The sequence below is a fragment of the Microbacterium sp. MMO-10 genome (assembly GCF_037148715.1).
Lineage (GTDB): Bacteria > Actinomycetota > Actinomycetes > Actinomycetales > Microbacteriaceae > Microbacterium.
The window spans coordinates 320,268-332,239 of sequence record NZ_JBBCSV010000002.1; the positions used below are offsets into that span (position 1 = coordinate 320,268).

14 protein-coding genes are annotated in these 11,972 nt (G+C 69.3%); 12 read left to right on the top strand and 2 right to left on the bottom strand.

Features of this window, described 5'->3' with window-relative positions; all coding sequences use genetic code 11:
• Window positions 1–33: 33 nt before the first annotated feature.
• Together epsC and cysK are read right to left on the bottom strand one after the other, a co-directional pair.
• On the bottom strand, window positions 34–636 hold the full coding sequence (gene epsC, locus WFJ17_RS05890) for a serine O-acetyltransferase EpsC (RefSeq protein WP_251444700.1): 603 nt from the start codon (window positions 634–636) through the stop codon (window positions 34–36).
• Window positions 636–1,574 (bottom strand): cysteine synthase A, encoded by a 939-nt coding sequence (gene cysK, locus WFJ17_RS05895; RefSeq protein ID WP_251444696.1) that lies wholly within the window; start codon window positions 1,572–1,574, stop codon window positions 636–638. Before cysK ends, epsC begins: the two co-directional genes overlap by 1 nt.
• Before the next feature lie 141 nt (window positions 1,575–1,715).
• Here cysK and prmC point away from each other — a divergent pair, with 141 nt between their 5' ends.
• The 12 genes from prmC (at window position 1,716) to WFJ17_RS05955 (ending at window position 11,932) form a co-directional block, all read left to right on the top strand.
• Window positions 1,716–2,573, top strand: a complete 858-nt coding sequence (gene prmC / locus WFJ17_RS05900; RefSeq protein ID WP_336647919.1) for a peptide chain release factor N(5)-glutamine methyltransferase — start codon at window positions 1,716–1,718, stop codon at window positions 2,571–2,573.
• An 80-nt stretch (window positions 2,574–2,653) separates the two neighbouring features.
• A complete protein-coding gene (locus WFJ17_RS05905) occupies window positions 2,654–3,328 on the top strand; it encodes an L-threonylcarbamoyladenylate synthase (protein ID WP_251444690.1) in 675 nt (224 codons plus the stop codon).
• A 24-nt stretch (window positions 3,329–3,352) separates the two neighbouring features.
• The gene (locus tag WFJ17_RS05910; protein ID WP_251444687.1) at window positions 3,353–4,498 is read left to right on the top strand and encodes an MraY family glycosyltransferase; all 1,146 of its coding nucleotides are present in this window, start codon (window positions 3,353–3,355) and stop codon (window positions 4,496–4,498) included.
• Entirely contained in the window at window positions 4,495–5,034 is a 540-nt protein-coding gene (locus WFJ17_RS05915; protein ID WP_336647920.1) for a hypothetical protein, read from the top strand. The genes WFJ17_RS05910 and WFJ17_RS05915 overlap by 4 nt, the downstream gene beginning before the upstream one ends.
• Before the next feature lie 121 nt (window positions 5,035–5,155).
• Complete coding sequence (atpB, locus tag WFJ17_RS05920) at window positions 5,156–5,941, top strand: F0F1 ATP synthase subunit A (RefSeq protein ID WP_251444681.1); 786 nt, start codon at window positions 5,156–5,158, stop codon at window positions 5,939–5,941.
• Window positions 5,942–5,990: 49 nt separating this feature from the next.
• Entirely contained in the window at window positions 5,991–6,227 is a 237-nt protein-coding gene (gene atpE, locus WFJ17_RS05925) for an ATP synthase F0 subunit C (RefSeq protein ID WP_045251710.1), read from the top strand.
• A gap of 28 nt (window positions 6,228–6,255) precedes the next feature.
• Window positions 6,256–6,810, top strand: a complete 555-nt coding sequence (locus WFJ17_RS05930) for a F0F1 ATP synthase subunit B (RefSeq protein WP_336647921.1) — start codon at window positions 6,256–6,258, stop codon at window positions 6,808–6,810.
• A complete protein-coding gene (locus WFJ17_RS05935; RefSeq protein ID WP_251444675.1) occupies window positions 6,810–7,598 on the top strand; it encodes a F0F1 ATP synthase subunit delta in 789 nt (262 codons plus the stop codon). The genes WFJ17_RS05930 and WFJ17_RS05935 overlap by 1 nt, the downstream gene beginning before the upstream one ends.
• A gap of 51 nt (window positions 7,599–7,649) precedes the next feature.
• The gene (gene atpA, locus WFJ17_RS05940) at window positions 7,650–9,290 is read left to right on the top strand and encodes a F0F1 ATP synthase subunit alpha (protein ID WP_251444672.1); all 1,641 of its coding nucleotides are present in this window, start codon (window positions 7,650–7,652) and stop codon (window positions 9,288–9,290) included.
• A 19-nt stretch (window positions 9,291–9,309) separates the two neighbouring features.
• Complete coding sequence (locus WFJ17_RS05945; protein WP_251444670.1) at window positions 9,310–10,209, top strand: F0F1 ATP synthase subunit gamma; 900 nt, start codon at window positions 9,310–9,312, stop codon at window positions 10,207–10,209.
• A gap of 23 nt (window positions 10,210–10,232) precedes the next feature.
• On the top strand, window positions 10,233–11,669 hold the full coding sequence (atpD, locus tag WFJ17_RS05950; RefSeq protein WP_251444668.1) for a F0F1 ATP synthase subunit beta: 1,437 nt from the start codon (window positions 10,233–10,235) through the stop codon (window positions 11,667–11,669).
• A gap of 2 nt (window positions 11,670–11,671) precedes the next feature.
• Window positions 11,672–11,932, top strand: coding sequence for a F0F1 ATP synthase subunit epsilon (locus WFJ17_RS05955; protein WP_233310707.1), 261 nt, complete (start codon window positions 11,672–11,674; stop codon window positions 11,930–11,932).
• The last annotated feature ends 40 nt before the right edge of the window (window positions 11,933–11,972 follow it).

Below are 11,972 nucleotides of genomic sequence, written 5' to 3' on the forward strand. Positions count from 1 at the left end.
GCGGATCCCGTTTGCGAGATCCGCGAGCGCGCGTCAGATCGAGTAGTCCGGCACGGAGAGGATCCGTGCCGTGCTCTCGCCCTCGATGCGGGGCCGTGCACGCGCGGGGACGCCGGTGAGCACGGAGTCGGCGGGGGCGTCCTTCGTCACGACCGCATTGGCGCCGATCGCGGATCGCGCCCCGATCACGACGGGTCCCAGGATCTTCGCGCCGGCGCCGACGACGACGCCGTCCTCGAGGGTGGGGTGGCGCTTGCCGGCGTCGCGCGTGCGGCCGCCGAGCGTGACCCCGTGGTAGAGCATCACGTCGTCGCCGACCTCGGCCGTCTCTCCGATCACGACGCCCATGCCGTGGTCGATGAAGAAGCGCCGCCCGATCTGCGCGCCCGGGTGGATCTCGATGCCGGTGAGCCAGCGCGCGACCTGCGAGCCCATCCGTGCCGGGAAGCGCAGTCCGCGCTTCCACAGCGCGTGGTTGAGCCGGTGCGCCCAGATGGCGTGCAGGCCGGGATAGAGCAGCGCGATCTCGAGCCCGCCGCGCGCCGCGGGGTCGCGCAGCCGGGCGGACGCGACGTCCTCGCGCATCCGCCCGGCCCACGACATGTCGGACCCCCGGGGAGTCTCGGAGACGGTCATCAGTCTTCGCGCAGGTCCTCGAAGAGGGCGGTCGACAGGTAGCGCTCGCCGGTGTCCGGGGCGATCACGACGATGGTCTTGCCGGCGCTCTCGGGGCGCGCCGCGACCTTCAGCGCCTGGGCGACGGCGGCGCCGGCGGAGATCCCGACGAGCAGTCCCTCCTTCGCGGCGAGGTCGCGCGCGGTGGCGAGGGACTCCTCGAAGCCGGCCGTGATGATCTCGTCGATGACGTCGCGGTCCAGGATCGCGGGGACGAAGTTGGGGCCGATGCCCTGGATCTTCGCCGGTCCGGGGTGGCCCTGGCTGAGCAGCGGGGAGTCGGTCGGCTCGACGGCGATCACGGTCACCTCGGGGTTGACCGCCTTGAGCGCCTGACCCGTGCCCGTGATCGTGCCACCGGTGCCGATGCCGGCGACGAAGACGTCGACCTTGCCCTCGGTGTCGCGCAGGATCTCCTGCGCGGTGGTCTCCCGGTGGATCTGGGGGTTCGCGGCGTTCTCGAACTGGCGGGCCCACACGGCGCCCGGGGTCTCGGCGATGATCTTCTGGAGCTCCTCGATCGCGCCCTTCATGCCGAGCGTGGGGTCGGTGAGCACGAGCTCGGCGCCGAACGCCTTGAGCAGCACGCGCCGCTCCTTCGACATGGACGCGGGCATGGTGAGGATCACGCGGTAGCCGCGGGCCGCGCCGACCATCGCCAGCGCGATGCCGGTGTTGCCGCTGGTGGCCTCGACGATGGTGCCGCCCGGCTTCAGCTCGCCCGACGCCTCGGCGGCGTCGACGATGGCGATGCCGATGCGGTCCTTGACGCTGGACGCCGGGTTGAACGACTCGAGCTTGACGAGAACCGTGGCGTCGAGGCCCTCGGTGACGTGGTTCAGCCGGACGAGCGGGGTGTTGCCGAACGTGCTGGTGATGTCGGAGTGGATGCCTGCCATGACGGACCTTTCGATGGGCGCACTGCGTCGGGTGGAGCGACGGGTCCCGTCCCGCTAGTCGACGAGGACACGATCGTGCACAGCCTAGGCCGGGGTCGTGTGCGCACGGTGAATGTGACGGCCGCATTACGCTGGAGGTCTATGTCCGCACCCCTCGCCGAAGCCCTCCGCCGTGCCGCGACCGTCCTCGGCGAGGCCGGCGTGCCCGACCCCGTCGTCGACGCCGAGCTGCTCGCGGGACACGTCCTGGGAATGGGGCGCGGGGCGGTGCAGGCGGCGACGATCCGCGGTGATGCGCTCGACGAGACCCAGACCGATGCGCTGGAGGCGCTGGTCGCCCGGCGGGCGGCGCGCGAGCCGCTCCAGCACCTCACCGGAACGGCTCCGTTCCGCCACCTCGAGCTCGCCGTCGGTCCTGGCGTCTTCGTGCCACGGCCGGAGACCGAGATCGTCGCGCAGTTCGCGATCGACGCGCTGCTGGCCTCCGCATCGCCCGAGCCGGTCGGAGTCGACCTGTGCACGGGATCCGGCGCGATCGCGCTCGCACTCGCGACCGAGGTGCCGCATGCGCGGGTGCACGCGGTGGAGCTGTCGCCCGAGGCGCACGCGTGGGCGCAGCGCAACACCGCGGGGCAGGGCAACCTCGCTCTCGTGCTCGGGGACCTCCGCGAGGCTCTGGGCGAGCTGGACGGCACGGTGGACGTCGTCATCTCCAATCCGCCGTACGTCCCGGACGACGCGATCCCGCGCGACCCCGAGGTGCGCCTGTTCGACCCGGCGCTCGCGCTCTACGGCGGCCCGGACGGACTCGATGTGGTGCGGGCGATCAGTCGCCGAGCCTGGGCGCTGCTGCATCCCGGGGGCACGCTGGTGCTCGAGCATGCCGAGGTGCAGGGAGCCGCGATCCGGGAGCTGCTCGCGGCGGACGGCTGGCGCGCGACCGCGACGCATCAGGACCTCACCCGGCGCGACCGGGCCACGACGGCGATCCGTCCGTAACCCCTTCCGCGCCGCCTCGGGCCGGCTCGCATCGCGCCCACAGCAGGGCGGGACGCTCCGCCCCGTAGACTGGGTCGGTCATGTCCTCCCTCTTCGATAGCCGCGACGCGGATCAGATCCTCACCGGCATGCGCCAGGCCCGTCTGGCGATCGGCCGCGGCGAGCTGGTCGTGCTCCCCACCGACACCGTCTACGGCGTGGGCGCCGATGCGTTCAGCCCCGCCGCCGTCCAGCGCCTGCTCGACGCGAAGGGGAGAGGTCGCCAGCAGCCGCCTCCCGTGCTCGTCGGCAGCACCGCCACCCTCGCCGCTCTCGTCGAGAGCGTGCCGGAGCCGGTGCAGCGTCTCGTGGACGCGTTCTGGCCGGGCGGCCTGACGATCGTGCTGCCCTCGCAGCCCTCGCTCGTCTGGGACCTCGGCGAGACCCACGGCACGGTCGCCGTGCGGATGCCCGACCACAAGGTCGCGCTGGCGCTGCTCGAGGAGACCGGGCCGCTCGCCGTCTCCAGCGCGAACCTCACCGGCCGGCCCGCCGCGGTCGAGGCGCAGGGCGCGCAGGACATGCTCGGCGACAGCGTCGCGGTCTACCTCGATGCGGGGCCCGCGACCGGCGGCGTCGCATCGACGATCGTCGACGCCACCTCCCTCGTGCGCCCGGGCGGCGACGATGCGAAGGTCCGCGTGCTCCGCGAAGGCGCCGTGTCCCGCGACGACCTCGCCCGCGTGCTCGGGGATCTGCTCGAAGAGCCGTCCTGACGGTCTTCGGATGAGAGCGACGACGTGAAGCAGTACCTGTTCACCGTGATCCTCACGGCCGCCGTCACCCTCGCCTGCTCCTGGGCGGTGTGGCAGCTGAGCCTGCGCTTCAAGCTGTACCCCGGCATCCGCGAGCGCGACGTGCACACGACTCCGACGCCGCGGCTCGGCGGGGTGGCGATGCTCTGCGGCATCCTCGCGGCGTTCGCCGCAAGCGCCGCGAGCCCGTTCTTCCACATCATCTGGGCGCAGCCGCAGACGATGTGGTCGGTGCTCGGCGCCGTGCTGCTCATCGCGGTCGTGGGCGTCATCGACGACCTGTGGGATCTGGACTGGATGATCAAGCTCGGCGCCCAGTTCCTCGCCGCGGGCCTGGTCACGATCGTCGGCGGACTGCAGATCGCCTCGCTCCCGCTGCCCGAGCCGGTGATCGCCTCGAATGCGCTGAGCATCGTCATCACGATGTTCGCGATCGTCATCGTGATGAACGCGGTCAACTTCATCGACGGCCTGGACGGCCTCGTCGCGGGCGTCTGCCTCATCGCGAACGGCGTGTTCTTCGCGTACTCGTACATCATCGCCCGGGACATCGGGCAGTCCAGCTACTTCAGCCTCGCGCCGTTCATCGCCGCCGTGCTGATCGGCGCCTGCATCGGCTTCCTGCCCTTGAACTGGAGCCCGGCGAAGCTGTTCATGGGCGACTCCGGGGCCCTCGTGATCGGTCTGCTCATGGCGACCAGCGCCGTCGCCATCACGGGGCAGCTGAACCCGGCGGTGCTGACCAACGCGCAGATCGGCCGTTCGCAGCTGCTCGGCGCGTTCATCCCGATCCTGCTCCCGGTCGTCGTGGTGCTGCTGCCGCTGCTCGACTTCGGGCTGGCGGTGCTGCGCCGCATGCGCGCGGGCAAGTCGCCGTTCTCGCCCGACCGCAAGCACCTGCACCACCGCATGCTCGACCTCGGTCATCGGGGCCGCGACGCGGTGCTCATCTTCTACGCCTGGACCGCGGTCATCTCGATCGCCGTGCTGCTGATGTACATCGGCTCGCGGGAGGGCTGGTTCGGCGAGTACGCCGCCGGCGTGGTCTTCGGCATCGTCGGCGCGGGAGCCTGCCTCGTCGTCACCCTCATCCCGTCGCGCCCGCGCGCCCCGCAGAAGGAATCGAAATGAGCTCCGCGAGCCCCCACCCCGTCACCAGCACCCCGATCCTGCGCACCGCGCTGATCGCGTCCGGCGTCGCCGCCGTCGTGCTCGGCGTGGTCGCCGCAGTCGTCGGGGGAGCGGTCAAGGGCGCCCCCGGCGTGTGGAGCGGTCTGATCGGCGCCCTCATCGCGGTGGTGTTCGGCGCGATCACGGCCGGCAGCATCCTCATCGCGAACCGCTGGTTCGGTCAGGAGCTCTACGTGCAGCTCTTCTTCGCGATCGTGATGGGCGGCTGGTTCCTGAAGCTCGCGCTCTTCTTCGTGCTGATCCTCGTGCTGCGCGGGCAGCCCTGGCTGGAGCCGGTCGTCTTCTTCTGGGCGCTGCTCGCGGGGGTGCTGGTCTCGCTCGCCATCGATGCCGTCGTGTTCCTGAAGATGCGACTGCCCGTCGTCAGCGACACCTCGCTGCCGACCGTCGCCCCCGAGGACGTGGCGCCGTCGGCAGGGGAGCGTAGTCCCTCTGGGCGGGATCATGACGCGGATTCAGGGAACTCACACGTCTGATAGGCTGGAACCCGAGCCCGCTCGTCCCGCGAGCGCTGCGCTGTGAAGCACATCGACCGACGCCCCGGTAGCCCCCGGTGCCCCGAAGTTGGAGCCCGCGCTGTTTAATCTTGCTGCGACCATGATTCCTCGACTGGCCGACGACAGCGGTTTCCACGGCCCGTCGATGGACGAGTTCTTCCCCGAGATCCTGTTCAACGTCTTCGGCGTCCCGATCCACAGGATCCACCTCGTTCAGTTCGTCTCGGTCGTGGCCGTGGTGCTGATCCTGGTGCTCGGAACCCGCCGGATGAAGATCGTCCCCGGCCGCTTCCAGAGCGTCGTCGAGATGGGCCTCGGCTTCGTCCGCGGCGGCATCGCGCACGACCTGCTCGGCCGTAAGGACGGCGACCGGTTCCTGCCGATCCTCACCACGATCTTCTTCATGACGCTGTTCATGAACATCACGGGCATCATCCCCGGCCTGAACATCGCCGGTACGAGCATCATCGGCGTTCCCCTGCTGCTCGCGGTCATCAGCTACATCACCTTCATCTACGCCGGTATCAAGAAGAGCCCGAAGAACTTCTTCAAGAACGCGCTCTTCCCGGCCGGTGTGCCGTGGCCGGTCTACATCATCGTGACGCCGATCGAGTTCATCTCGACCTTCATCATCCGCCCGGTGACCCTGACCCTTCGTCTTCTGATGAACATGGTCGTCGGCCACATGCTGCTCGTGCTGTGCTACTCGGCCACTGCGTTCTTCTTCTTCACGGCGGGCGGCGGCTGGGCTGCGCTCGGCGTCGGTACCCTCGCCTTCGGCGGCGCCTTCTCGGTCTTCGAGATCCTCGTCGCCGTCCTCCAGGCCTACGTCTTCACCGTCCTCACCGCGGTCTACATCCAGCTCGCGGTCGCAGAAGAGCACTGACAACCCCTGCGGGCGGCGAACCTGCCGCCCACAACGAAAGGAAAAACCCGTGGACGCTACTACGGTTCTCGCAGCAGTCAACGGCAACCTCGCGGCGATCGGCTACGGCCTCGCCGCCATCGGCCCGGCCATCGGCGTGGGCATCGTCGTCGGCAAGACGATCGAGGGTGTCGCCCGTCAGCCCGAGCTGGCCGGTCGCCTGCAGGTTCTGATGTGGATCGGCATCGCCTTCACCGAGGCGCTCGCGTTCGTCGGCATCGCCGTCGGCTTCATCCCCTTCCCGTAATCCGCACCCGAATCCCGAAGGAGACAGGATGCTGAACGCTCTTGTCACGAACCTCGCGGCAGAGGGCGAGGCGGCTCACAACCCGCTCCTGCCGGCGTGGTACGACCTGGTCTGGTCGGCGCTGTGGTTCGTCGTGATCCTCGCCGTGGTGTGGTTCTACGCCCTTCCGCGGTTCACGAAGATGCTCGACGAGCGCTCCGCTGCCATCGAGGGCAACATCGCCAAGGCGGACGAGGCCCAGAAGCAGGCCGAGGCCGCGCTGGAGGAGTACACCCGTCAGCTCGCCGAGGCGCGCACCGAGGCCGGCACGATCCGCGAGACCGCCCGTGAGGACGGCAAGAAGATCGTCGCCGAGGCCAAGGAGACCGCTGCCGCCGAGGCTGCGCGTCTGACCGCCGCCGCCCACTCGCAGATCGAGGCGGAGCGCCAGACGGCGTTCGTCTCGCTGCGCAACGAGGTCGGCGGCCTCGCCCTCGACCTCGCCGGTGGCGTGGTCGGCGAGACCCTCTCCGACGACGCACGCGCGACGGCCGTCGTGGACCGCTTCCTGGCGGACCTCGAGGCCTCCGAGGCGGCGAAGTAATGGGCAGCGCGACCGCTCAGGCCCTCACGGCGTCGAGCAGTGCTCTGACCGCCGCGCAGGGGATCACCCTCGACGTCGCCGGAGAGCTGTTCTCCGCCACGCGCCTGATCGGTGAGTCCACCGCGCTGAGCGGCGCGCTCGCCGATCCGTCCGCCCCCGTCGAGGCCCGCGCCGCCCTGGTGTCGCGCGTGTTCGCCGGAGCGTCTCCGATCACGGTGAGCCTGCTCACCACGGCCGTCTCCCAGCGCTGGTCCTCCGCCGCCGACCTCGTCGACGGTGTGGAGGAGCTCGCGGTGCGCGCGGCGGCGATCTCCTCGCCGGACGCCGACATCGAGGGCGAGCTGTTCTCGGTCTCGCGTCTCGTCGCGGACAACGCCGATCTCGAGCTGGCCCTGGGCGGTCGCCTCGGTGGCGGCGAGGGCAAGGCCGCGCTCGTGCAGAAGCTGGTCGGATCGAGCCTGCACCCCGCGACATCGCTCATCGTCACGTCGCTGGTGCGCGAGCCGCGCGGCCGCCGCGTGCGCCGTCTGCTGAGCCGCGCCATGCGGATCGTCTCGGCGCAGCGCGACCGGATCGTCGCGACCGTGCACACGGCTGCTCCGCTCAGCGCGCCGCAGCGCGACCGTCTCCGCGCCGTGCTGACGGGCCGTTACGGCCGTCAGATCGCGCTGAACGAAGTGCTCGACTCCGCCGTCGTCGGAGGCCTGCGCGTGCAGGTCGCGGACGACGTCATCGACGGCAGCATCGCCGCCCGCCTCGCCGACCTCCGGCAGAAGCTCGCGGGCTGACAAACGAACTTCGCGCGGTAAGGCCGCGCTACCAGATACAAAGGGAAGACAATGGCAGAACTTTCGATCAGCCCCGACGTCATCCGTGACGCGCTGAAGGACTTCGTCGCCGCGTACGAGCCGACGTCCGGCACGGCGACCGAGGTCGGCACCGTCATCGACGCAGCGGACGGCATCGCGCACGTCGAGGGACTGCCCGGCGTCATGGCGAACGAGCTCGTGACCTTCGCCGACGGCACCAAGGGACTCGCGCTGAACCTGGACGAGCACGAGATCGGCGTCGTCGTCCTCGGCGACTTCGCCGGCATCGAGGCCGGCCAGGAGGTCACCCGCACCGGTGAGGTCCTCTCCGTGCCGGTCGGCGACGGCTACCTCGGCCGCGTCGTGGACCCGCTCGGCAACCCGATCGACGGTCTCGGCGAGATCGCGACGGACGGCGTCCGCGCCCTCGAGCTGCAGGCGCCCGGCGTCATGCAGCGCAAGAGCGTGCACGAGCCGATGCAGACCGGCATCAAGGCCATCGACGCGATGATCCCCGTCGGCCGCGGCCAGCGCCAGCTCATCATCGGCGACCGCCAGACCGGCAAGACGGCGATCGCGATCGACACGATCATCAACCAGAAGGCCAACTGGGAGTCAGGCGACGTCAACAAGCAGGTCCGCTGCATCTACGTCGCCATCGGCCAGAAGGGCTCGACCATCGCCTCCGTCAAGGGTGCGCTGGAAGAGGCCGGCGCCCTGGAGTACACGACCATCGTCGCGGCCCCGGCCTCCGACCCGGCCGGCTTCAAGTACCTCGCCCCCTACACCGGTTCGGCCATCGGCCAGCACTGGATGTACGGCGGCAAGCACGTCCTGATCATCTTCGACGACCTGTCGAAGCAGGCCGAGGCCTACCGCGCCGTGTCGCTGCTGCTGCGCCGTCCGCCGGGCCGCGAGGCGTACCCCGGCGACGTCTTCTACCTGCACTCCCGCCTGCTGGAGCGCTGCGCGAAGCTGTCCGACGAGCTCGGCGCCGGTTCGATGACGGGTCTGCCCATCATCGAGACCAAGGCCAACGACGTCTCGGCGTACATCCCGACCAACGTGATCTCGATCACCGACGGCCAGATCTTCCTGCAGTCCGACCTGTTCAACGCGAACCAGCGTCCGGCTGTCGACGTGGGCATCTCGGTGTCCCGCGTCGGTGGTGACGCCCAGGTGAAGTCGATCAAGAAGGTCTCGGGAACGCTGAAGCTCGAGCTCGCGCAGTACCGCTCGCTCGAGGCCTTCGCGATGTTCGCGTCCGACCTCGACCAGGCCTCGCGGCGCCAGCTGGCGCGCGGCGCGCGTCTGACCGAGCTGCTCAAGCAGCCGCAGTACTCGCCGTACCCGGTGGAGGACCAGGTCGTGTCGATCTGGGCCGGCACCAACGGCAAGCTCGACACCATCGAGGTCGAGGACGTGCTGCGCTTCGAGCGGGAGCTGCTCGACCACCTCCGTCGTCACACCACGGTGCTCGATCGCCTGCGTGAGACCAACGTCCTCGACGACGACACGGTCGCCGAGCTCGACAAGGCCACCGACGCCTTCATCCTCGAGTTCCAGGGCGGCACCGGTCACGGCATCGGCGCTCCCGGCCACGAGGAGCACAGCGCCGCGGACGTCGACGACGTGAACCAGGAGAAGATCGTCAAGGGCCGTCGCGCGTAAGCGCGGGGGAGTCTGAGCTATGGGCGCACAACTCCGGGTCTACAAGCAGAAGATCTCTTCTGCTCAGACGACCAAGAAGATCACGAAGGCGATGGAACTCATCGCGGCTTCGCGCATCCAGAAGGCGATGGCGCGCGTCAACGCGTCCTCGCCCTTCGCGCGGGCCGTGACGAGGGCCGTCTCCGCCGTGGCCACGCACTCCAACGTCGACCACCCGCTCACCCGTGAGCCCGAGAACATCCGCCGCTCCGCGGTCGTGATCTTCTCGTCGGATCGCGGTCTCGCGGGCGCCTTCAACTCGCAGATCCTCCGTGAGGGCATGGAGCTCGCAGAGCTCCTGCGCTCCGAGGGCCGCGAGCCGGTGTTCTACCTCGTGGGACGCAAGGCGGTGGGCTACTTCCAGTTCCGCGGCCTCGACGCGGCGGCGGAGTGGACCGGCGACACGGACACCCCGTCGTTCCACACGGCGGAGGCCATCTCGGCGACGCTGCTCGAGGCGTTCGATCGGGGCGGGGACCAGGGCGGCGTGGACGAGATCCACCTCGTCTTCAACCGCTTCGTCAGCATGATGACGCAGTCGCCGGAGACGGTCCGGCTGCTTCCGCTGGAGATCGCCGAGGCCGACGAGGCCGACACCTCGACCGCGGTCTACCCGCTGTACGAGTTCGAGCCGGATGCGGAGACGGTGCTCGACGCGATCCTGCCGGTGTACATCCAGAGCCGGGTCTTCAACGCCCTCCTGCAGTCGTCCGCCGCCAAGCAGGCCGCGACGCAGAAGGCGATGAAGTCGGCCAGCGACAACGCCGACAAGCTCATCACCGACTACACCCGCCTGCGCAACAACGCGCGCCAGGCCGAGATCACGCAGCAGATCGCCGAGATCGTCGGCGGCGCCGACGCTCTGGCGTCGAGCAAATAAGCCCCTCAGGAGAGAGACCAATTATGACTGCCACCGCTACGACGGTCGTCGGGCGCGTTGCTCGCGTCAACGGCCCGGTCGTCGACATCGAGTTCCCGCACGACGCGATCCCCGAGATCTACAACGCCCTGAAGACCACGATCGTGATCGGCGAAGAGTCGACCGAGATCACCCTCGAGGTCGCCCAGCACCTCGGCGACGACCTGGTGCGCGCCATCGCGCTGAAGTCCACCGACGGCGTGGTCCGCGGCCAGGAGGTGCGTGACACCGGTGAGGCCATCTCGGTCCCGGTCGGCGACGTCACCAAGGGCAAGGTCTTCAACGTCATCGGCGAGGTCCTCAACGCCGAGCCCGGCGAGCAGATCGAGATCACCGAGCGCTGGCCGATCCACCGCAAGGCCCCGAACTTCGACCAGCTCGAGTCGAAGACCAGCATGTTCGAAACCGGCATCAAGTCGATCGACCTGCTCACCCCGTACGTGCAGGGTGGCAAGATCGGCCTGTTCGGCGGCGCGGGCGTCGGCAAGACCGTCCTCATCCAGGAGATGATCCAGCGCGTCGCGCAGGACCACGGCGGTGTGTCGGTGTTCGCGGGCGTCGGCGAGCGCACCCGTGAGGGCAACGACCTCATCGGCGAGATGGAGGAGGCGGGCGTCTTCGACAAGACCGCGCTCGTCTTCGGCCAGATGGACGAGCCGCCGGGGACGCGTCTGCGCGTCGCCCTGTCGGCCCTGACCATGGCGGAGTACTTCCGCGATGTGCAGAAGCAGGACGTGCTGCTCTTCATCGACAACATCTTCCGCTTCACGCAGGCCGGTTCCGAGGTCTCCACGCTTCTCGGCCGCATGCCGTCCGCGGTGGGCTACCAGCCGAACCTCGCCGACGAGATGGGTGTGCTCCAGGAGCGCATCACCTCGACCCGTGGTCACTCGATCACCTCGCTGCAGGCGATCTACGTCCCGGCCGACGACTACACCGACCCGGCCCCGGCGACGACCTTCGCGCACCTCGATGCGACGACCGAGCTCTCGCGCGAGATCGCCTCGAAGGGTCTGTACCCCGCGATCGACCCGCTGACCTCGACCTCGCGGATCATGGACCCCCGCTACCTGGGCGAGGACCACTACCGCGTGGCCACGACGGTCAAGCAGATCCTCCAGAAGAACAAGGAACTGCAGGAGATCATCGCGATCCTCGGTGTCGACGAGCTCTCGGAAGAGGACAAGATCGTCGTCGCCCGCGCCCGCCGCATCCAACAGTTCCTCTCCCAGAACACCTACATGGCGAAGAAGTTCACCGGTGTCGAGGGCTCCACGGTTCCGCTCAAGGACACGATCGAGTCGTTCGACGCGATCTGCCGCGGTGACTTCGACCACGTCGCCGAGCAGGCCTTCTTCAACGTCGGCCCGATCTCGGACGTCGAGGAGAACTGGGCGCGCATCCAGAAGGAGAACGCCTGATCATGGCGCTGCACGTCAGCCTCGTCTCCGCGGACGCGGAGGTCTGGACCGGCGAGGCCAGCCTCGTGGTCGCGAAGACCGTCGAGGGCGAGCTGGGCTTCATGGCCGGGCACGAGCCCGTGCTGGCGATCCTCGCCGAGGGTCAGGTCCGCATCACCCAGCTCGACGGCACCAAGGTGCTGGCCAGCGCGCGCGACGGCTTCGTGTCGATGGAGGGCGACGCCCTGACCATCGTCGCGGGCAACGCGGCGCTCGTCGCCTGATCGAACCGTTCACGCAAGCGCCGGATCCCCGCGGGGGTCC